The organism is Streptomyces telluris (genome assembly GCF_024519335.1).
Taxonomy (GTDB): Bacteria; Actinomycetota; Actinomycetes; order Streptomycetales; family Streptomycetaceae; genus Streptomyces; species Streptomyces telluris.
In genome coordinates this window covers 241,354-262,197 of sequence record NZ_JANIID010000007.1, presented here as the reverse complement: position 1 = coordinate 262,197, position 20,844 = coordinate 241,354, and the positions used below count along the sequence as shown (strand labels likewise).

The 20,844-nt window shown below is 72.1% G+C and carries 18 protein-coding genes and 2 tRNA genes; 6 read left to right on the top strand and 14 right to left on the bottom strand.

Annotated elements, in window-relative coordinates; translation table 11 throughout:
• Positions 1-22 precede the first annotated feature (22 nt).
• Entirely contained in the window at positions 23-1,513 is a 1,491-nt protein-coding gene (locus NQU55_RS11220; RefSeq protein ID WP_168095319.1) for a catalase, read from the bottom strand.
• Positions 1,514-1,717: 204 nt separating this feature from the next.
• Between NQU55_RS11220 and NQU55_RS11215 the strand changes: the two genes are divergently transcribed.
• Positions 1,718-2,134 (top strand): Fur family transcriptional regulator, encoded by a 417-nt coding sequence (locus tag NQU55_RS11215; RefSeq protein WP_168095320.1) that lies wholly within the window; start codon positions 1,718-1,720, stop codon positions 2,132-2,134.
• Between the two features lie 107 nt (positions 2,135-2,241).
• Here NQU55_RS11215 and NQU55_RS11210 read toward each other — a convergent pair.
• The 4 genes from NQU55_RS11210 to NQU55_RS11195 form a co-directional block, all read right to left on the bottom strand.
• Positions 2,242-2,315, bottom strand: a tRNA-Met gene (locus NQU55_RS11210).
• Positions 2,316-2,397: 82 nt separating this feature from the next.
• Positions 2,398-4,284, bottom strand: a complete 1,887-nt coding sequence (locus NQU55_RS11205; RefSeq protein WP_256790397.1) for a tetratricopeptide repeat protein — start codon at positions 4,282-4,284, stop codon at positions 2,398-2,400.
• Between the two features lie 236 nt (positions 4,285-4,520).
• Positions 4,521-4,594, bottom strand: a tRNA-Met gene (locus NQU55_RS11200).
• Between the two features lie 42 nt (positions 4,595-4,636).
• The gene (locus NQU55_RS11195) at positions 4,637-7,549 is read right to left on the bottom strand and encodes a UPF0182 family membrane protein (RefSeq protein ID WP_284702506.1); all 2,913 of its coding nucleotides are present in this window, start codon (positions 7,547-7,549) and stop codon (positions 4,637-4,639) included.
• 144 nt (positions 7,550-7,693) lie between these two features.
• Between NQU55_RS11195 and NQU55_RS11190 the strand changes: the two genes are divergently transcribed.
• Positions 7,694-8,293 (top strand): PPA1309 family protein, encoded by a 600-nt coding sequence (locus tag NQU55_RS11190; protein WP_168094278.1) that lies wholly within the window; start codon positions 7,694-7,696, stop codon positions 8,291-8,293.
• 21 nt (positions 8,294-8,314) lie between these two features.
• Here the strand turns inward: NQU55_RS11190 and NQU55_RS11185 are convergent, their stop codons facing one another.
• The 4 genes from NQU55_RS11185 to NQU55_RS11170 form a co-directional block, all read right to left on the bottom strand.
• Entirely contained in the window at positions 8,315-9,403 is a 1,089-nt protein-coding gene (locus NQU55_RS11185; protein WP_256790393.1) for a YlbL family protein, read from the bottom strand.
• Between the two features lie 113 nt (positions 9,404-9,516).
• Positions 9,517-9,723: a hypothetical protein gene (locus tag NQU55_RS11180; RefSeq protein WP_168094123.1), complete on the bottom strand. Its 207-nt coding sequence runs from the start codon at positions 9,721-9,723 to the stop codon at positions 9,517-9,519.
• A gap of 172 nt (positions 9,724-9,895) precedes the next feature.
• Positions 9,896-10,363: a molybdenum cofactor biosynthesis protein MoaE gene (locus tag NQU55_RS11175; protein WP_168094122.1), complete on the bottom strand. Its 468-nt coding sequence runs from the start codon at positions 10,361-10,363 to the stop codon at positions 9,896-9,898.
• A 101-nt stretch (positions 10,364-10,464) separates the two neighbouring features.
• On the bottom strand, positions 10,465-11,592 hold the full coding sequence (locus tag NQU55_RS11170) for an SDR family oxidoreductase (RefSeq protein WP_168094121.1): 1,128 nt from the start codon (positions 11,590-11,592) through the stop codon (positions 10,465-10,467).
• A gap of 191 nt (positions 11,593-11,783) precedes the next feature.
• Between NQU55_RS11170 and NQU55_RS11165 the strand changes: the two genes are divergently transcribed.
• Positions 11,784-13,202, top strand: coding sequence for a zinc-dependent metalloprotease (locus NQU55_RS11165; RefSeq protein ID WP_168094120.1), 1,419 nt, complete (start codon positions 11,784-11,786; stop codon positions 13,200-13,202).
• On the top strand, positions 13,199-13,720 hold the full coding sequence (locus tag NQU55_RS11160) for an NUDIX hydrolase (protein ID WP_168094119.1): 522 nt from the start codon (positions 13,199-13,201) through the stop codon (positions 13,718-13,720). The genes NQU55_RS11165 and NQU55_RS11160 overlap by 4 nt, the downstream gene beginning before the upstream one ends.
• 108 nt (positions 13,721-13,828) lie before the next feature.
• On the opposite strand, the gene NQU55_RS11155 is transcribed toward NQU55_RS11160, so the two are convergent.
• From NQU55_RS11155 to NQU55_RS11140, 4 genes are all read right to left on the bottom strand, one after another.
• A complete protein-coding gene (locus NQU55_RS11155; RefSeq protein ID WP_168094118.1) occupies positions 13,829-14,584 on the bottom strand; it encodes an AIM24 family protein in 756 nt (251 codons plus the stop codon).
• Between the two features lie 17 nt (positions 14,585-14,601).
• Positions 14,602-15,285, bottom strand: a complete 684-nt coding sequence (locus NQU55_RS11150) for an AIM24 family protein (RefSeq protein WP_168094117.1) — start codon at positions 15,283-15,285, stop codon at positions 14,602-14,604.
• A 16-nt stretch (positions 15,286-15,301) separates the two neighbouring features.
• Positions 15,302-17,083: a TerD family protein gene (locus NQU55_RS11145; protein ID WP_168094116.1), complete on the bottom strand. Its 1,782-nt coding sequence runs from the start codon at positions 17,081-17,083 to the stop codon at positions 15,302-15,304.
• Positions 17,084-17,223: 140 nt separating this feature from the next.
• Positions 17,224-17,817, bottom strand: coding sequence for a SprT-like domain-containing protein (locus tag NQU55_RS11140; RefSeq protein ID WP_168094115.1), 594 nt, complete (start codon positions 17,815-17,817; stop codon positions 17,224-17,226).
• A gap of 260 nt (positions 17,818-18,077) precedes the next feature.
• Between NQU55_RS11140 and NQU55_RS11135 the strand changes: the two genes are divergently transcribed.
• Both NQU55_RS11135 and NQU55_RS11130 read left to right on the top strand, forming a co-directional pair.
• Positions 18,078-19,217 (top strand): ThiF family adenylyltransferase, encoded by a 1,140-nt coding sequence (locus NQU55_RS11135; RefSeq protein ID WP_168094114.1) that lies wholly within the window; start codon positions 18,078-18,080, stop codon positions 19,215-19,217.
• A 42-nt stretch (positions 19,218-19,259) separates the two neighbouring features.
• The gene (locus NQU55_RS11130) at positions 19,260-20,639 is read left to right on the top strand and encodes an ABC1 kinase family protein (protein WP_256790388.1); all 1,380 of its coding nucleotides are present in this window, start codon (positions 19,260-19,262) and stop codon (positions 20,637-20,639) included.
• 18 nt (positions 20,640-20,657) lie between these two features.
• On the opposite strand, the gene NQU55_RS11125 is transcribed toward NQU55_RS11130, so the two are convergent.
• A complete protein-coding gene (locus NQU55_RS11125; RefSeq protein WP_168096205.1) occupies positions 20,658-20,843 on the bottom strand; it encodes a hypothetical protein in 186 nt (61 codons plus the stop codon).
• Position 20,844 lies beyond the last annotated feature (1 nt).

Genomic DNA, 20,844 nt, shown 5'->3' with positions numbered 1-20,844 from the left:
TTCTCGTACGGCAAGCGGCCACTCAGCCGCGCAGGGCCTGGACGGCGGCCTCCAGTCGCTTGCCGTAGTCCGCGTCCGCCTGGCGGAAGTTGTTGATGGCCCGCTCGGCGATGTCGGCGCGCGACACCTTCGCGATGAAGCCCGCGAGGTTGGCGATCAGGCGCTCCTTCTCCTCCTCCGACATCAGCCGGTAGAGGTTGCCCGCCTGGACGAAGTCGTCGTCCTCGGCGTGCGAGACCACCGCGTGGTTGCCGGTGCCGCCGTTGACGGAGGTGGAGCCCCACAGCGGCTGCCCGGTCTCCCGGGGGCCGCCGAAGCTGTTGGGCTCGTAGTTCTTGGACCGGCCGTGGCGGCCGTCGTAGGCGTAGCCGTCACGGCCGTAGGTGTTCGCCACGGTGGCGCGCGGGCGGTTCACCGGCAGGTGGTCGGCGTTGATGCCGACGCGGTAGCGGTGGGCGTCGCCGTAGGCGAAGAGCCGGCCCTGCAGCATCTTGTCCGGGGAGGGGCCGATGCCCGGCACGAAGTGCGCCGGCGAGAAGGCGGACTGCTCGACCTCGGCGAAGACGTTGTCGGGGTTGCGGTTGAGCTCCAGCTTGCCGATCTCGATCGGCGGGTAGTCCTCGTGCGGCCACACGCGGGTGAGGTCGAAGGGGTTGAAGCGGTACTGGGCCGCCTCGTCCGCCGGCATGATCTGCACCTGCAGGGTCCAGGTGGGGAACTCGCCGCGCTCGATGGCCTCGCGCAGGTCGCGCTGGTGGAAGTCGGGGTCCTCGCCGGCGATGCGGTTGCCCTCGTCCTGGGTGAGGTTCTTGATGCCCTGGTCGGTCTTGAAGTGGTACTTGACCCAGAAGACCTCGCCGGCCTCGTTCTGCCACTGGTAGGTGTGCGAGCCGTAGCCGTTCATGTGGCGGTACGAGGCGGGGATGCCGCGGTCGCCGAAGAGCCAGGTCACCTGGTGGGTGGCCTCGGGCGAAAGCCCCCAGAAGTCCCAGACGTTGTCCGCCTCCTGCGAGCCCGTGTACGGGTCGCGCTTCTGGGTGTGGATGAAGTCGGGGAACTTGATGGCGTCCTTGATGAAGAACACCGGGGTGTTGTTGCCGACGAGGTCGTAATTGCCCTCCTCGGTGTAGAACTTCAGGGCGAAGCCGCGGGGGTCGCGCACCGTGTCGGCGGAGCCGAGGCTGCCGGCGACGGTGGAGAACCGCAGGAACGTCTCGGTCTCCTTGCCCACCTGGGACAGGAACTTCGCCCGGGTGTACCGCGAGACGTCGGCGGTGACGGTGAACGTGCCGTAGGCACCGGCGCCGCGGGCGTGCACCACGCGCTCCGGGATCCGCTCGCGGTTGAAGTGCGCGAGCTTCTCCAGCAGCGACTGGTCCTGGATCAGGACGGGACCGCCGACACCCGCGGTCTCACTGTTCTGGTTGTCCGCGACCGGAGCTCCGGACTCCGTGGTCAGCGGGCCCGTCGTGGGAATGGTCTCGCCCTGAACCGACACGTGTGCCTCCGTCATCTCGTCCCTCACTCGGCCACTGGGTCCGGCCGGTCGTCTGGCCGGACCCGATCGCTTTGGCTTGACCTGATCGCTTGGCCTGAGCCGAGCTCGATCCTACATTAGACAATGTCTAAGTCAAGATGGACCTAACATAAAAACGAGATCCAATCGTGGACGAGGGCCGCTGCTACGCTGGTCCCATCTGACTGATAGGTGAATGGCATGAGTGACCTGCTGGAACGGCTCCGGGGACGCGGCTGGCGGCTGACCGCACAGCGACGCGTCGTGGCCGAGGTCCTGGACGGGGACCACGTGCACTACACCGCGGACGAAGTGCACGCCAAGGCCGCGGAACTACTGCCGGAGATCTCGCGCGCGACCGTGTACAACACCCTCGGGGAGCTGGTCTCCCTGGGCGAGGTCATGGAAGTGAGCACGGACGGGCGCGCCAAGCGGTACGACCCCAATGCCCACCACGCGCACCAGCACCTGGTGTGCTCCCAATGCGGCACCATCCGCGACGTGCACCCCACGGGCGACCTGATGGCCGTCCTGCCGGCCGAGGAGCGCTTCGGCTTCCAGGTGGCCGCCGTCGAGGTCACGTACCGCGGCGTGTGCCCCAACTGCTCCACGAGCTGAGCGCAGCGGCGCCCGGGGGGGGGCCACGAGCACGACGGGCCCGGAAACGATCCGGGCCCGGAAACGGCGAAGGCCCGGATCCTGAGGATCCGGGCCTTGCCTTGGAGTAGCGGGGACAGGATTTGAACCTGCGACCTCTGGGTTATGAGCCCAGCGAGCTACCGAGCTGCTCCACCCCGCGTCGGTAGCTTTACTCTAACCCTTCCGGCGCAGCAGAAGCAAACGAGTTGCCCAGGCCCCCCTGGCCCGTCGCCGGCCTGCCCCTACGCGGTCAGCTCCTGCTGCAGCGCATCGCGCAGGCGCGCCGCGCGCTCGGCCACCTCCGGGGGGCCGAGCGCGACCGCCCGGTCGCACCAGTGCCGCCCCTCGGTGAGATCCCCGCGCCGGGCCGCCAGCAGGGCGAGCCGCAGGGCGGCGCGCCCGTGCCCGGCCTCGGCCGCGCGGGCCCACCACAGGGCCGCCTCCGGCTCGCTGCCCTCGCGGGCCAGCAGCAGCCCCAGGTTGAAGGCGCCGTTGCGGCTGCCGGCCTCGGCCGCCTCGCGGTACCAGTGCGCGGCCTCGACCACGTCGCCCCGCTCGGCGACGAGCATCCCGAGCCGCACCTGGGCCCGCCGGTGGCCCTGCCGGGCCGCCCGCCCGTACCACTCCTCGCACTCCTCGCGGGCCTCCTCGTCCCGGTCGAGCAGCGCGCCCAGCCGGAAGGCGGCCTCCGCGCTGCCGCCGCGCACGGCGACCCGCAGGTGGCGCTCGGCGGCCTCCTCGTCCCCGTCCCGCAGCAGGGCCATGGCGACCTGGAGGGCGGCGTCGGTGTGCCCGGCCGTCGCCGCGCGCTCGTACCACTGGAAGGCCGCGCGGTCCTCGTCGCGCCCGGCGTAGAGGATGCCGAGGTTGAAGGCGGCGTCGACGCTGCCCGCCTCGGCGGCCTTGGAGAACCACGGCTCCGCGCCGGCCGCGTCGCCGCCCTGGAGCAGCAGCACGGCGAGGGCGTTGGCCGCCTCCTTGTGCCCGGCGTAGGCCGCGCGGCGGTACCACTGCTCGGCCTGGGCCGTACGGCCCTGCTCGGCGCAGAGCAGGCCCAGGTTGTAGGCGCCGTTGACGTCGCCGTGGTCGAGCGCCGTGCGGTACCAGCGCTCGGCCTCCTGGGACTCGCCCCGGTCGGCGTGCAGGGCGCCCAGGGCGTTGGCGGCGTTGCCGTCGCCGTCCTGGGCGGCGCGGCGCCACCACACGGCCGCGCTGTCGGCGTCGCCCGCGTCACGCAGCAGGAAGCCCAGCGCGCAGGCGGCCCGGGGCTCGCCGTCCTTGGCGGACGTCAGGTACCAGTGGGCGGCCTCCTGGGTCTCGCCGCGGCCCTCCAGCAGGGTGCCCAGGTGCAGGGCGGCCCGGCGGTGGCCGCGGGCGGCGGCCTGGCGGTACCACTGCTCGGCCTCGCGGGCCGGGCCCCCGCCGTCGCGGCCGCCCGCGGCGGCGGCGCGCAGCTCGCGGACGGAGGTCTCGACGCCGCCCGGGCCGAGGCTCTCGGCGCGCGAGCGCGGCGACCGGCCGTCCAGGATCCTGGCCAGGCGGTAGGCGGCCTCGCGGTGGCCGCGCTCGGCCGCGGACCGGAACCAGCGCTCGGCCCCGACGTCGCTGCGGTGCTCCAGCAGGTCGGCGAGGGCGTAGGCGCCGAGGGCGTGCCCGGTTTCGGCCGACTGGCGCAGCCAGTACTCGGCGGCGGGCTCGTCCCCGCGCTCGCGGTGGTAGCGGCCGAGGGCGTGCGCGGCGGCGGCGGACCCGGCGACGGCGGCGATGCGCCACCACCCGGCGGCCTCGTCGGCGTAGCCCCGCTGGTGCAGCAGGACGCCGAGGTTGTTGGCGGCGGAGCGGTCGCCGTCGGCGGTGGCGGCGCGCAGGTGGCGCTCCGCCCCGTCGAGGTCCCCGCGGCGCAGCAGCAGGGCGCCGAGCATGCTCAGAGCGGCGGGGTCGCCGCTCTCCGCGGCACGGCGGCGGGCGGTCTCCAGCTCGAGGTCGGCGGCGTCGCCGGCGTCGGCGGAGTCCGCCGTGCCGGGGCGGAACCCCGGCACGCCCGGCATTTCCTGGTCGCTCCCGTCACCGGGAGCCTCTACAAGCCGGCCTGTCTCCCACAGCGTCGTCCTGTCCCCCATAAGCCCCATCGTCGCACCACCCGCAACCCGCGTACACCTGGTATACCGCAGCCAGTGAGGTCACTTCAGCGTTTTGTCGACTTCCCGACTTCCCGACACGACGGGGCTCCAAACTCTCCACAGAAGCCCCGCACACAACCCGCACAGTCCGCGTCACCCGGACACCGCACGGCCGGGGTGGCCGGCGGGGTCCGGGAACGACAAGGCCCGGAGTCCGTAGCCGGACTCCGGGCCTTGTCATGAAGTAGCGGGGACAGGATTTGAACCTGCGACCTCTGGGTTATGAGCCCAGCGAGCTACCGAGCTGCTCCACCCCGCGCTGTTGTGGAACAACCGTACCACGGCGCGGGGCGGAGCTTGATCAACTTCCGGGCTTGCCGCCCTGCTCGCTGCCCTTGTCCCCGCTCTTGTCGCCACTCTTCTCGGCGGCCTTGGCCTCGGCCTTGGCGGCCCGTTCGAGGGCCTCCTTCAGGGCGTCCTGGGCCTTGCCGTACTCCGCCCAGTTCTTGTTCTCCAGGGCCTTCTGGCCGGCCGTGAAGGCGTCCTGGGCGTCCTTCAGGGCCTGCTTGACCGTGGGGTCCTGGGAGGGGGCGGGCTTCTGGGTGCCTTCGGAGGGCTTGGACGGCGCGGTCTTGCTGCCGAAGATCTCATCCAGGGCCTCGTCGAGGGTGTCCCTGAAGGCGATCTTGTCGCCGTAGTTCACCAGCACCTTCTTCAGGAGCGGGTAATTGGAGCCGGCACCTCGCAGATAGACCGGTTCCACGTACAGCAGTCCGCCGTCCAGCGGCACGGTCAGCAGGTTTCCGTACTCGACCTCGGAGTCGCCCTTCTTCCAGATGTTGATCTGGTCGGCGACAGGTGTGTGGCTGTTGAATTTGCCCTGCGCCAGTCTGGGTCCCCAGACCGAGGTCTCGGACGGCAGTTTCAGTATCCGGATCTTGCCGTAGTCCTTGCTCTTGGCATCGGCGTCCACGGCCATGAAGGCGCCGAGGTTCGTCCGGTTCTTGGGCGTGAAGGTCGTCGTCAGCGAGAAGGTCTGCTTCTCCTGGCGAGGCATCTTCATGCTCAGGTAGTACGGCGGGACCGCGTTGCCCTTGGTGTTGGTCGGGTCGTCCGGCACCTCCCAGCGCTCACTGCCGGTGTAGAACGTCTCCGAGTCGGTGACGTGGTACCGGGAGAGCAGCTCGCGCTGGACCTTGAAGAGGTCCTGCGGGTAGCGCAGGTGGTCCATCAGCGCGGAGCTGATGGCGCTCTTCGCCTTCACCGTGCCGGGGAACGCCTTCATCCAGGTCTTGAGGACGGGGTCCTTCTCGTCCCACTGGTACAGCTTCACCGTGCCGTCGTAGGCGTCCACGGTCGCCTTGACGGAGTTGCGGATGTAGTTGACCTGGTTCTGCTGGGCGACGACGGCACGCTGGCCGGTCGTCAGCGAGTCGGCCGTGGTGTCGCCGAGGGTCGTACGGGAGGCGTACGGATAGCCGTTCGTCGTCGTGTACGCGTCCACGATCCACTGGATGCGGCCGTCGACCACCGCCGGATAGGCGTCGCCGTCGATGGTCAGCCACGGGGCGACCGCCTCGACGCGCTCCTTGGGGGTGCGGTGGTAAAGAATCCGCGAACCCTTGCCGATGGCGCCCGAGTAGAGGATCTGCGGCTCACCGAAAGCCACCGCGTACGCGGCCCGGTTGACGGGGTTGGAAAGGTTGACCCCGCTCTTCCCCTTGTACGAGTAACTCCGCTCGCCCTTGTCCGAGGAGTAGTCCAGCTCCTCCTGCGGACCGCCGACGATCGAATACTGCGTCGTCTTCTCGCCGTAGTAGACGCGCTGCTCGTAGGGGCCGAACAGGCCCTCGGTCGGCAGGCTCTTGGCCGTGAAGTCCGGCGCCCCGGCCTTGTCGGTCGTGGTGCCCTTCGCGGTGATGGCGCCGTAGCCGTGGGTGTACTTGAAGTGGTCGTTGATCCAGTTGCGCTCGGGAATGCCCTTGAGGTTGAGCTCGCGCAGACCGATGACCGTGTCCTGCTCCTTGCCGTCCACCTTGTAGCGGTCGACGTCCAGCGTGGAGGGGAACTGGTAGTACCCCTTGACCTGCTGCTCCTGCTGGAAGGCGGGCGAGACGAGGTTCGGGTCGAGGAGGCGGAGGCTGGCCGTCGAATTCACCGCGGCGCGCAGCTTCTCGGGGTCCTTGCCCGTCAGATCGCTGTTGCCCTTGTAGTTCTGGACGTCGGCGTCGCCGATCCCGTACGCCTCACGCGTCGCCGTGATGTTCTTCTTGATGTACGGCGCTTCCTTGGCCTGCTCGTTCGGCTGGACCTGGAACTTCTGCACGATCGCCGGGTAGAGCCCGCCGATCAGGACGGCCGAGAGCACCATCAGGCCGAAGCCGATCACCGGCAGCTGCCAGGTGCGCCGCCACAGGGTGGCGAAGAACAGCACCGCGCAGATCAGCGCGATGATGAACAGGATCGTCTTGGCCGGCAGATACGCGTTGGCGTCGACGTAGCGCAGCCCCGTCCAGCCGTCGGTGGACTTCAGGCCGCTGGACTTCACCGCCAGGCCGTAGCGGTCCAGCCAGTAGGCGATGGCCTTCAGGCCCACGAAGATGCCGAGCAGCACCGACAGGTGCCCCGTGGCCGCTGCCGTCGCCCGGTGGCCCGGGCTGGTCAGCCGCAGGCCGCCGTAGAGGTAGTGCACGAGGGCGGCGGCGATCAGCGACAGCACCGCGGCCGCGAAGCCGAAGCTCAGCAGGAAGCGGTACCAGGGCAGGTCGAAGGTGTAGAACGCGATGTCCTTGTGGAACTGCGGGTCCTTCTGGTGGAAGGGGACGCCGTTGACCCACTGCAGCCACGTGCGCCACTGCCCGGCCGCCGAGGCGCCCGCGACGAGGCCCACGAGGGCGGTGACCGCGAGGAGCACCCACTTCTTGTACGGCGCGATGCTCATCCGGTAGCGGTCGAGGCTCTGCTGCTCCATCGACATCGCGCTCAGCGGCGGCCGCAGCCGGTGCGCCAGCCAGATGTTGGTCCCCACCGCCAGCGCCATCAGCAGGCCGAAGACCGCGAAGAGCCCGATCTTGGTGCCTAGGGTGGTGGTGAAGACCGAGGAGTAGTCCACCGAGCGGTACCAGAGCCAGTCCGTCCAGAACCCCGCGAACATCACGAAGAGCATGGCCAGCGCGGCCAGCACGCCCAGCGTGGTGAGCAGGGTCCGGATCCGCCGGGACGGTCGGCCGACTCTGATCCGTGGCCCTGTCGGGCCTCCGCCGCGGTCCGGCATCTGGAAAGCCAAGGTGCGCACCTCGAAGTTCGCTGTCTGGGGAGCTGTCGATCAGGGCCCAGCGATACTAGGGCCCAAGGTGGCAACTTACCGAGGCTTTACTCAGTTCCCGTTTTCGGTCACTCTCAGGGCACGATATTGCTCATGTCCAGCACTTCCAGCACCCCCGACCCCTCGCTCCCGTCCGGCCCCGGCGGCCCGGGCGGCGATGTCCCCATGGCGGCCAGCCCGCTGACCCGCGCCGTTCTCGAGATCGACCAGTACGCCTCCACCCTCGGCTGGGACCAGCCCGCGCGGCTGTTCGCCCTGGTGGACACGGCCAAGCTGCGCGCCCAGGAGCCCGGCCTCGCCGATCAGCTCGGCCTCGACGCGGCCGCCCAGGCCGGCTCCCTCACCCCGATCGAGCAGGACGAGGTCCCGGCGGGCACCGCCCTGGACAAGTTCCTGGGCACCATCGCGTGGCCCGGCGCCGTGACGGGCTGCGCCCTGACCGTGGAGCGGCTGATGCTGCCGCCGTCCGCCGAGGGCACGGTGCCCAACGGCATGAACGAGAAGCAGCTCGCCAAGTGGGTCGCCGCCCACCCGGACCGGCAGGAGGTGCGGATGACCGTCGCCGTGCTGCGGGACGGGGCGCGGGAGACCGCGGTGCGGCTGCGCGAGAAGGACTCGCCGACCGAGGTCCTCACGGGCCCGGACCTGGTGCCGGGGCTGGCGGAGGCGCTGGCGGCGACGTTCGAGGACTGATGCCGCGCCCGCAGCGGGGGCTCAGCCGGTCGTGCACAAGGGCAGGCCGGCCGAGTCCCCCTTGCGGATCTTCTCCAGGGCGCCGACGGCGTCCCCTATGGTGTCGACCTTGACCAGCGTGAGCCCGGAGGGCTTGTCCTTCGCGGCGGCCGCGCAGTTGTCCTTGGGCGTGAGGAAGTAGCGGGCGCCCTTGGAGCGCGCGCCCACCGTCTTCATCTCGACGCCGCCGATCGGGCCGACCTTGCCGTCGTCGTCTATGGTCCCGGTGCCGGCGACGAACTTGCCGCCGGTCAGGTCCCCGGGGGTCAGCTTGTCGACTATCCCGAGGGCGAACATCAGCCCGGCGCTCGGCCCGCCGACGTCCGCCAGCTTGATGTTGATCGTGAACGGGAAGGTGTGGTCCGTCCCGGCCTGGATGCCGACCAGGGCGCGCTTGTCGTCGGACGCCTTCGTCGTGGTGAGGGTCACGTCCTGCTCGACGGCCGGCTGCCGCTTCTCCTTCTCGGCCGCGGCGGCCTCCTTGGCCGGAACGATCCGGAAGGTGACCTTCTGGCCGGGCTGGTGCTTGGTGACCAGCTTGGCGACGTCCCCGGGCTGCTTGATCTCCGTGCCGTCGACGGCCTTGATCACATCACCGGCGTGCAGCTGCCCCTCGGCCGGGCTGTTCTTGACGACCGACGCCACCACGGTGCGGGTGCCGACCGGGATGCCCAGCTGCTTGAGCGCCGCCACCTTGGCGCTCTCCTGGGACTGGCTGAACTCCTCCGCCGTCTCCTGGTTGAGCTCGTCGGGCGTCTTGTCGTCCGGGTAGAGCGTGCTGTGCGGGACGACGAGGTTGTCGTGGGCGATCCAGCCGTAGACCGCCTCCACCAGATTCATCCGGTACCGCGAGCCGGTGACGCGGACCGTCGTCATGTTGAGGTTGCCGGTCGTCGGATACGTCCGGTGCCCCGAGATCTGCAGCACCGGCTCCCCGTCGTGCTCACCGAGCGTGTTGACCGTCGGCCCGGGCGACATCTCCGCGTAGGGCACGGGGATCAGCACGCCCGCGCAGAGGAGCGCGATCAGCATCAAGAGGGAGGCGAGCATCGTCGCGGTGCGGCGGGGCATGGAACGACAGTACGGGACGGGTCCGACAGTCCACCCGCGGGGCGGTCCGTCCGGGGAGGCCACCCGGGGCTCGCGAAAACGCGCCGGCGCCCCGGCGCGAGCCGGGGGGCGCTTCAGGCGACCCCGGTACCGGAATCCTGCGGTTCCCTCGCCTCACGGGGTTCCATCGCCTCGCGCCGCTCCATCGCTTCGCGGAACCGGGCATACCCCGCTAGCTCGGAGATGTCCCCGCTCTTGCGGTTACGAGCGGCCCAGGTGCCCCAGAGCAGGGCAACGACGGCCGCGGCAACCGGAATCAGCAACCACACGAGTGCCGCCATACCGACCTCCGACCCCCGGACACCACCACTGAAAAGACCGATGAGCAGATTAGTCTTTCGTACAGTCAACGCTCGCGTCAGGGGGCCGGTTACGCAACCGGAAGTGATCCTTCAGGAGTCCCCGGCCGCCGCCTACGGCTAGCGCTGGAAGTGCCCCCAGGACGCCCCCGTTCTAAGCACCCACCCACTCCTCCGTGCCGTCCTGGAACACCTGGTGCTTCCAGATCGGGACCTCGCGCTTGAGGTCGTCGATGAGCCGCCGGCACGCCTCGAACGCCTCCGCCCGGTGCGGGCACGAGACCGCCACGACGACGGCCAGGTCACCGATCTCCAGATCGCCCACCCGGTGCACGGCCGCCAGCGCCCGCACCGGGAAGTCCGCCGCGACCTTCTCGGCCACGCGGCGCAGCTCCGCCTCGGCGGTGGGGTGGGCGGAATAGCCGAGCCCGCGGACGCCGGCGCCGCCGTCGTGGTCACGCACGGTGCCCACGAAGAGCGCCGTGCCCCCTGCGGCGTGGTCACCGACCGCGGCGAAGACCTCGTCCACGGACAGGGGGGTGTCGCGGACCGCCAGAAGGCGGACCGGATCCGTCGCGGCGAGCTCGCCGGGGTGATCGTACGTACGGGCCATGTCCCCCATCGTGCCGTACGGAGGGCGTGGGCGAGGACCGGCCTTTCAAACAGCCGTACGAGACGGTCCGTGGACGGTCCTCCAAGCCCCGGGCCCCCGCCCGGGCCCCCTTAGAGGCGGCGGCGCGCCTTGCGGGCGCGACGGACCAGCGCGGCGGTGCCCAGCAGTGCCACGGTCGCCCCCGCGGCGCCCGCGGCGGTGGCGTCCTTGCGGCCCAGGCGGCGGCCCGCGACCGTGTGCCGGCCGGAGACCTCCTCCAGCAGCTCGGCGAGGACCTCCTCGTTCGTCCAGCGCGGCCGCCAGCCGGCCTCGTGCAGCCGGCTCCCGCTGACGACCCACGGGTGCATCGTGTACTCGAGGTCGCCCGCGGGCGACGGCGTCAGGCCGAGCCGGTGCAGCCGGGAGGCCGCCCCGAGGGCGACCGCGGAGGGCAGCTCCATGCGGCGGATGCCGGAGAGCTCCTCGACCTCCTCCTGCTCCAGCCAGCCGTCGCAGCCCACCGCGAGCTCGCCCTCGGCCTTCTCCAGGGCGGCGAACTCCAGGGCGCTGACCAGGTCCTCCACGTGGCAGAACTGCCAGGTCGGCCGGGATCCGGCGACGACCAGGAGGCGGGGCGACTCGAAGTAGCGGGTCAGGGCGGTGTCGGTGCCTCCGACGAGGACGGCGGGCCGCAGCACCGTGACGTTCAGGCCGGGGTGGGCGCGCGGCGCCCGGCGGGCGAGCCGCTCGATCTCCAGCAGGTCGCCGACGCCGGTGGCCTCGGCGGTGGCGCGCAGCTCGGCGTCCTCGGCGAGCGGCACGTCGTTGTCGGGCAGGGCCCCGTAGACCATCGCGGAGGTGCACAGCACCACGCGGTGCACTCCGGCGGCCGCGGCGGCCGTCAGGACGGTCTGGGTGCCGCGCACGTTGTAGGCGGTGCGGGCGGCCTCGTCGGTCTCCAGGTCGAGGTCGAGCGCGAGGTGCACGACGACGTCGGCGCCGCGCAGCTTCTCGGCGATCGCCGGGTCGCGGACGTCGAGCACGTGCCACTGCGCCTCGGTCACGTCGCCGCGGCGCTCGTCGATGGCCACGACCTGCTTGATGTGCTCGGACACGGCGAGCCGCTGCGTGAGCAGGGCGCCGACGCCGCGGGCGGCACCGGTGACCGCCACGACGGGCCTTCGGCCGCCGTGCGGGCTCGTACTGTCTCGCGCGGAACCGTTTCGCGCTGCGCGAACTTCTGGGTCGGGGGAACTCACCGGGCGTCTCCAGCGGTTGTCTTCAGTACGTACGAGAGATGACGCGTACGGACCAGGTGACGTCCATCCTGCCGCAGGCCCCGGGTCGGCGAAGCACCAAGCCCGGATACCGGTGAGGTGTCTAGGCTGGTGGTGATGTCGGGCATTCGCCGCCGGTCCTGTGCCGGCGGCCCTACGAGCCGAGGAAACCCGTGAGTGACACCCCATTCGGATTCAATCTTCCGCCGGAGGAGCCGGAGAACGGCGGCGACGGCAAGAAGAAGGGCGAGGGCCGGGGCGGCCAGGGGCCTGCGAATCCGTTCGGGTTCGGCGGGCCGGGCGGCGCGGGGGACAACCCCTTCGCCGCGATGTTCGGCGGCGGCATGAACCCGGGCGACCTCGGCGCGGCCTTCCAGCAGCTCGGGCAGATGCTCTCCTACGAGGGCGGCCCGGTGAACTGGGACATGGCCAAGGACATCGCTCGCCAGACCGTCGCGCAGGGCACCGCCGACGGCACCAAGGACGCCAGCGTCACCTCCGGCGAGCGGAGCGCGGTCGAGGAGGCCGTGCGCCTGGCCGACCTGTGGCTGGACGGCGCGACGTCGCTGCCGTCGGGCTCGGGCACGGCGGTCGCCTGGAGCCGCGCCGAGTGGGTCGAGGCGACCCTCCCGGTGTGGAAGGAGCTCGTGGACCCCGTGGCCGAGCGCGTGGGCGCGGCCATGGGCGACGTCCTGCCCGAGGAGATGCAGGCCATGGCGGGCCCGCTGCTCGGCATGATGCGCTCCATGGGCGGCGCCATGTTCGGCACGCAGATCGGCCAGGCCGTGGGCGTGCTGGCGGGCGAGGTGGTCGGCTCCACCGACATCGGCCTGCCGCTGGGCCCCGCGGGCAAGGCCGCGCTGCTCCCGGTGAACGTCGCGGCGCTGGGCGAGGGCCTCGGCGTCCCGCAGGACGAGGTCCGGCTCTACCTGGCCCTGCGCGAGGCCGCCCACCAGCGCCTCTTCGCGCACGTGCCGTGGCTGCGCTCGCACCTCTTCGGTGCCGTCGAGGGCTACGCGCGCGGCATCAAGGTCGACACCTCCAAGCTGGAGGACGTGGTCGGCCAGCTCGACCCCACCCACCCCGAGCAGCTGCAGGACGCCCTCCAGCAGGGCATGTTCCAGCCGGAGGACACTCCGGAGCAGAAGGCGGCCCTGGCCCGCCTGGAGACCGCCCTGGCGCTCGTCGAGGGCTGGGTGGACGCCGTCGTGCACGCGGCCGCCGCCCCGCACCTGCCGTCGGCCGGCGCCCTGCGCGAGACGCTGCGCAGGCGGCGCGCCTCCGGCGGCCCGGCCGAGCAGACCTTCGCCACGCTGATCGGCCTGGAGCTGCGCCCGCGCCGCCTGCGGGACGCCTCCCGGCTGTGGGCCTCCCTGGCGGACGCGCGCGGCCCGGAGGGCCGTGACGCCCTCTGGGAGCACCCGGACATGCTGCCCACGGCGGCCGACCTGGACGACCCGGACGGCTTCGTCCACCGCGAGCACCTGGACTTCTCCGAGATCGACAAGATGCTCGGCGAGGCGGCCAGGGGCGAGAAGGGCGGCCAGGACGGCAAGGGCAGGCCCGAGGGCGAAGGCGACGACAAGAAGTGAGCCTGCACGAGGATGCGGTCCGCGTCCTGAAGGAGTACGCGGACCAGGAGGAGCTGCGCGGGCTCTACCTGGACCACCTGGCGTCCCACCCGGACGGCATGTGGAAGCCCTGTGAGGCCGGTCACGTCACGGCGAGCGCCCTGGTGATCGACCCCTCGCGCGGGCAGGTGCTGCTCACGCTCCACCGCAAGCTGCGGATGTGGCTGCAGATGGGCGGCCACTGCGAGCCCGGTGACACGACGGTCGAGGCGGCGGCCCTGCGGGAGGCCACGGAGGAGTCCGGGATCGCCGGGCTGACGCTGCTGCCGGGCGGCCCCGTGCGGCTCGACCGGCACCCGATCCCCTCGCCCTGCAACTGGCACCTGGACGTCCAGTACGCGGCCCTGGTGCCCGCGGGTGCGACGGCGGCCATCAGCGACGAGTCCCTGGACCTGCGCTGGTTCCCGTACGCCGAGGTGGGCGAGGTCGCCGACGACTCGGTCGTGCAGCTGATGCGGCGCACGCTGGAGCGGCTGTAAGAGCCTGATGCGCCCTCGCCGGGCGGCGTCGGCGCAGGGCAGGGGTAAGGGGCGGTCACCCATGGTGACCGCCCCTTACCTGTGCGCCGCCCCTCCGGGCGGCCGGGCTCAGGACCAGATGTTGCCCTGGTTGCGGCCGTGCGCACCCTGCTGGCCGACGCCGTACTGGGCCATGAGGCCCTGGCCGATCTCGGCACCCTGGGGCGGCAGGAGCTCGCTGGGCTGGACGAGGGCGTAGCCGTGGCCGGCGAAGCTCAGCTCCCAGCCCTCCCCCGTGCTGCCGCGCCGCCGCCACACGCCCGAGGACGACGTCTGGGCCTGCATCTGCACGCGCAGGGACGTCGACCAGGCGATCACGGCGTCGGCGTCGGCGCTGACGACCCGGTCGGGTGTGACCTGGAGCATCAGGGGCTCGCCGGAGGTCATCAGCGCGACCTTGCCCTGGCCGCTGATGTTGAGCTGGTAGGCGCCGGTGCCGGAGATGCCGTACTGGCTGTCGACTGCGATGGCCTCCCAGTGCAGCGTGGAGTCCAGGGCGAGCACGTAGGCGCCGTCCACGGTCAGCCCGTCGCGGTCGACGTCGACCACGTGGACGTGCTGGGCCAGGTTGGCGAAGTAGACCGTGCCCTGGCCCGAGCAGCGCATCAGGTCCAGGCCCTCGCCCGTGTGGGCGCGGGCGGTCTGCTGGCCGCGGGTCTGGTACTCGCCGTCGAACTCGATCAGGCCCTGGTAGGCGACCATCGAGCCCTTGCGGGCGAGGACGTCGTCGTGGCCGGTGAGGGAGACGCGCAGCATCTGCGGGTTCTGCAGGGCGTAGCGGTCCTGCGTCTGGGCCTCGGTGTAGCCGAAAAGCGGGCTCTGCATGATGTCCTCGTTCCCCCTCAGCCCCGGGCCCGGAGCCGGTCGGTGCTGTCCTCGCTGGGCTGTACGACCACGAAGCCCTCGCCGGAGAAGCCCAGTTGGTAGGCCTCGCCGCTGCCCCGGCCGATCAGCGAGGAGGCCTTGAAGCTGCGCTTGCCCTTCATCCGGAGGTTGCTGGACCAGGCGACGAGCGCGTCGGGGTCGACGTAGGTCTCGTCGTCGCCGCGCCCGCAGTCCACGACGATGGGGGTGCCGCGGGAGGTCAGGGCGACCCAGCCGGTGCCGCTGATGCCGACGTTGAACAGGCCCTGCCCGGCGAACTTCGCCATGCCCTTGACGCGCTCCACGCCCCACTGGAGGTGGGCGTCGAAGGCGAGGACGTTGGTGCCGTTGACGGAGAGGGAGTCGCCGTTGAGCTGGAGGCAGACCACGTCGGCCCCGTAGTCGGCGAGGTAGAGCAGGCCGTCGCCGTGGCAGCGCATGAGGGGCACGCCCTCGCCGGTGAGCCACTGGGAGGCCATCTGGCGGACCGCGGGCGGGTTCGGGTCGTACTGGACGTAGCCCTCGTAGGCGACCATCGAGCCGGTGCGGGCGAAGAGGTCCTGGCCGGTCTGCATGGCGACCTTCAGCATGCTGCTGCCGTGGTTCTCCATGCGGGCGGTGACGGGGGTGGGGGCGTAGCCCTGGATCGGTGTCTGGTTCATGGTCTTCGCTGGTCCCTCAGACCTCGTAGGGCTGGACGACGACGAAATTGCCGGGAGCGCCCCGGAATTGGAGGTTCACGGCTTCTCCGCTGTGCCCCGGGTAGGAGCTGCGGCGCAGGCGCACCTGGCTGGAGATGATCACCTGGGCGCCCGCGGACCAGGCGATGACGGCGTTGCTGTCCGCGTAGGTCGACGGGGTGACCGGCAGCACGACGGGGATGCCGTGGGTCTTGACGACGACGGTGCCGTGGCCCTGGAACTGCATGGTGAACAGGGCGCCGCCGGGGATGCCGTGGCCCTCGATCCGGCGGACCTCGTGCTGCAGCGACTCGTCGAAGGCGAGCACCGACTCCGCGGAGACGCAGATGGCGTCGCCCTGGAGCTCGATGGGGTGCACGTGGGCGGAGTTCTCCGCGAGGAAGACCTGCCCGCGCCCGGAGCAGCGCATCAGCTGCAGCTCCTGGCCGGTGGCGTTGCCCACGATGCGGCCGGCGAAGCCGGCGCCCTTGTAGCCGAAGTCGACCTTGCCCTGGTACAGCACCATGCTGCCCTGGCGGGCGAGCACGGGCTGGCCGTCGACGCCGAGGTCGACGCGGACGAGCTTGGGGTTCTGCTGGGTCCAGCGCTGGCCGGTGGGGGCCTCCCGGTACTTCTGCAGCGCCGCCTGGACGCCCGCCGCGGCAGCCGGCTGGCCGTAGGCCTGCTGGCCGGGCTGGCCCGGGAAGGGCTGCCCGTGCTGGGGCGCGGGGTGCGGCTGGCCGGGGTAGGGCGCGTTCTGCTGGGGCACCTGGGGCGGCTGGCCGTACGGCTGCTGGCCGGGCTGACCGTAGGGCTGCTGCGGCGGCTGGCCGTACGGGGCGGGCTGCTGCTGGCCGTACGGGCCCGGCTGGCCGGGGATTCCGGGCGGACCGGGCGGGGGCGGGGTGAACTGGCCGCCGGTGGAGGCTCCGGGGCTGTTGAAGAAGCCCGGAGGGGCGATCGGCGCGGCCAGGGTCTGCGCGGCGTGCACCTGCCCGGCGGGCGGCGCCGGCGGCGGGGTGCTGCCGGGCGGGGGCGGGAAGCCCTGGTGGGGCGGCGGCGTGGGGGCCTGGTGGGCTGCGGGCGCCGGGGCCGGAGCGGGGGCCTGGGGCGGTACGGGCGCGGGGGGCTGCGCCCCGGGCGCGGCGAAGGCCGGGGGCGGGCCCGCCTGCTGCGGAGGGGCGAAGGCGGGCGCCGCGGCGGGCGCGGGCGCGGGTGCGGCCGGAGCCTGCGCCTGGGGCTCGGGCTCCTCTTCGAGCACCTCGCCGCCGAAGTGCTGGAGCAGTGCCTCCAGTCCGCCGTCGAAGCCCTGCCCGACCGCGGCGAAGCGCCAGACGTCCTTCAGGTAGATGTCACCGAGCATCACCGCGCGTTCGGTGCTGAATTCGGCCCCGGTGAAGGAGTAGCGCGCGACTTCCTGTCCGCCGGCGACGATACGGAGATAGCCGGGTGCCGTCTGTGACATCTGGCCCGCGCCGTCGAGGGTGGCCGTGAAAGAGAGCCGCTGGATGTGCGCGGGGATCTGGTCGAGGGTGACGCGGAAGGATTCCGTGTCCCCGGCCTGCGCCCCGAGCTGCTGAATGGCGCCCTCGGGCGACTTGGGCTGGTTGAAGAAGACGAAATACCGGTCGTCCGAGAGCCGCTCCGCGGCGTCGAGGCCGAAACAGCTGATGTCGAAGGTCAGGCCGGGGCCCGCGATCTGCACTCCCACGTACAGATCGGTCCCCGCCGTCAGGTCACTGATCTTGGCCTTGTGGCCGCGCTGGAATTCCCTGGCCATGCGTAACGACCGTCCCCCATCCGAACGTGCGATGAAAACGTGTGATGAATGCGTTGCGTCAGGCTAACGGCTGAGGGCTGGTTCGACCGACTCCGGACCGGCCGTGTCCCCCTCGGGGGCCCGCCGGAGCCGGGCCGGGCTCATTCGCCGCGCGCTGCGGGGAGGTGCGGCAACCTGTCGGCGGCCACCACACCTTCGAGGTAGCCGCGGGCGCGCTCGGTGCGCGGGTAGGCCTCGAGGAGCCGCCAGAAGCCGGGGCCGTGGCCGGGGACGAGCAGGTGCGCCAGCTCGTGCAGGAGTACGTAGTCGAGGACGTATTCGGGCATCCCCTGCAGCCGGTGCGAGAGGCGGATGCTGCCCTCGGTGGGGGTGCACGAGCCCCAGCGGGTGTTCTGGTTGGTGACCCAGCGGACGGTCGCGGGGCGGGCCCGGCCGTCCAGGTACTGCGCGGACAGGCGCGCGGCCCGCTCGGCGAGCTCGGTGTCGCCGAGCATCCGCTTGCTCTCCTGCGCCGCCAGCCTGTCGAGCATCACCGTCACCCAGCGCTGCTCCTCGGCCTCCGACATGCGGGCGGGGATGAGGACGACGGTGCGGTCCCCCTCCCGGTACGCGGAGACCGTCCTGCGGCGGCGCGCGCTCCGTCGGACCTCGACCGCTCCGGGCTCGGCACCGCCGGTGAGCGGGCTGGGAGCACTGCGCGGTCGTGCGGCACTGTGCAGAGGGTCGACGGGCACGGCCCCGACGTTACCGGCTGGCGGCGCGTGAAGTCCCGCCCATCACTCCTTGTCGGGCCCAAAGACCCAAGGGGACCGAGCTTGTACGACCATCACACCGTGCTTGTGGACAACTTCTCACGGTGACCACGCGAACGGTCCATGCTGAAGGCCGATCGAGGGGGACGGCCATGCCGACCGAGGGGGGAACCGTGCAGAAGGCAGCCACGCAGGGGACGGCCGCACAGGGGACGATCACGGAGGAAAGCTCTGAGCCGGGCATGTCCGCGCATCCCGTGCTCAAGCCCGCGCTGCGGCGCAGCTGGCGCAATCGCGACACCGTCCAGTTCGGGGTGGCCCCGGCCCACGCCGTGACGGTGGGTCCGGTGGACACGGCCACGGGCAGCTTCCTGACCCTGCTCGACGGCACGCGCGGCATGCCGCTCCTGCGCGAGGAGGCGAGAGCCGTGGGGCTGCCCGAAGGACGGGCGGACGCCCTGGTGGAGCGGCTTACCGCGGCGGGGCTGCTCGATGACGTGCGCGGGGGCGGGGAGGCCGCTGCGGCCCTGCGGGAGACGGGGCCGGCGCTGGACCGGCTGCGGCCCGACCTGGCCTCGCTGTCCGTGCTGCACCCGGGGCCGGGCGAGGCGATGCGGCTGATGGCGGCACGGCAGGCCATGCGGGTGCAGGTGCGGGGCGCCGGGCGGGTGGGCGCGGCCGTCGCGGCGCTGCTGTCGGCGTCGGGGGTGGGCCGCGTCGACGTGATGGACGGCGGCTGCGTGGAGCCGTGGGACGCGGGGCCCGGCGGGACGGACGCCGCGCGGACCGGGGAGCGGCGGGAGGTCGCGGCGCGGCGGGCCGTGCGGGCGGCGGCGCCGGGGGTGCGGCGCAGGCCCCGGCGGGGCGGCGAGCCGGAGCCGCCGCTGGCGCTGGTGGTCTTCGCCCCGCGGGACGGCCTCGCGGCCTACGCGCCCGACCCCGGCTCCTCGCAGGAGCTCCTCGCATCGGGTACGCCGCACCTGTTCGCGGGGGTGCTGGAAGCCACCGGGCTGGTGGGGCCGTTGGTGCTCCCCGGCGGGACGGCGTGCGCGGGCTGCATCGAGCTGGGGCGGGCCGGCCGCGACCCGGCCTGGCCCCGGATGCTCGCCCAGTGGAGGTCCGGCCGCGGCTCGGGGGTACCGTCGTGCGACATGGCACTGGCCACGGTTGTGGCGGGGCTGACCGTGGCGCGGGCTCTGGCCTTCCTCGACGGTGGGTCCCCGGCGAGCGCGGGGGTGCGGCTGGAGCTGGCTCTGCCGGGTCCGGCCTGGTCCCCGCGGCCCGTCGAGCCGCATCCGCGGTGCCCCTGCGGCGCGGCGCGTTCCCCGGATCCCGGGTATGCCGCGGCCACGGGGTCACCGCACGGGACAATGAGCAGGTAACCGCCGTCCGCGGCGTGGCTGTTCAGCTAGTTGGAGGGGCGAATGTCTGATCTACCCCGCAAGGCGGTAACGCGCACCGCCAAGTTGGCCGCGCTGCCACTGGGGTTCGCGGGGCGCACTGCCCTGGGGCTCGGCAAGCGCATCGGGGGGCGGCCGGCGGAGCTGATCGCGACGGAGTTGCAGCAGCGCACCGCAGAGCAGCTCTTCGCGACGCTCGGTCAGCTCAAGGGGGGTGCGATGAAGCTGGGGCAGGCGCTGTCGGTCTTCGAGTCGGCGCTTCCCGAGCAGATCGCCGGGCCCTACCGGGCCGCCCTGACCAAGCTTCAGGAAGCCGCCCCTCCCATGCCGGTGAAGACGGTGCACGCGGCCCTGGCGGAGCGGCTCGGCGAGGACTGGCGGGATCTGTTCGAGGAGTTCGACGACCGCCCTGCGGCCGCCGCCTCGATCGGGCAGGTGCACCGGGCGGTGTGGCACGACGGCCGGAAGGTCGCGGTCAAGGTGCAGTACCCGGGGGCGGGCGAGGCCCTGCTGTCGGACCTCACCCAGCTGGGGCGGTTCGCGAGACTGCTGGGGCCGCTGGTTCCGGGCATGGACATCAAGCCGCTGATCTCAGAGCTGCGCGACCGGGTCTCCGAGGAGCTGGACTACGGCCTGGAGGCGCGGGCCCAGACCGCGCACGCGCAGGAGTTCGCGGGCGATCCGGATGTGGTGGTGCCGGCCGTCGTGCACCAGGGCGACCAAGTGCTGGTCACCGAATGGATGGAAGGGCTGCCGCTGTCCGAGGTGATAGCGGAGGGCACCCAGGAGCAGCGGGACCGGGCGGGGCAGCTGCTGGCGCGCTTCCTCTTCTCGGGCGCGGCGCGCACGGGGCTGCTGCACGCCGACCCGCATCCGGGCAATTTCCGGCTGCTCACCGGGGACGCCCCCGACGGCCCGCCGGAGAAGTGGCGGCTGGGCGTGCTGGACTTCGGCACGGTCGACCGGCTGCCGCAGGGCCTCCCGCCGGAGATCGGGACCGCACTGCGGCTGACGCTGGACGGCCGGGCCGAGGCGGTCCACGAGCTGCTGCGGGAGGAGGGGTTCGTCAAGCCGGAGATCGAGCTGGACCCGGGCGCCGTCCTCGACTACCTGCTGCCGATCATCGAACCGGCGCAGGCGGCGGAGTTCACCTTCACCCGGGGCTGGATGCGCGCCCAGGCGACGCGGATCGCCGACCCCCGCTCCCCCGCGTACCAGCTGGCCCGCCAGCTCAACCTGCCGCCGGCGTATCTGCTGATACACCGCGTGACGATGAGCACCATCGGGGTGCTGTGCCAGCTGGGCGCGACCGTGCGGCTGCGCGAGGAGATGGAGGCATGGGTGCCCGGCTTCGCGGCGGCGGGCGCCGCGGCCGAAGAGGAGAGCCGCGAGACGCCTGCGTGACGGGGCCGGGCCCCGGCTTCACCACCAGGAGGAGTCGAGGCGGCCCTCGATGGATCTGATGTTGGCCCGGGAGCAGTCGTCGCAGAAGTAGCGGCGGCTGCCGTTCTCGAAGGAACAGGTCCAGGTCGGCGGCGCACCGTCGGCGGGGGTGCCACAGCGAGCGCAGGTGATGGTCTCGGCGGGCTCGGTGGCCTCAGGGTCCAAC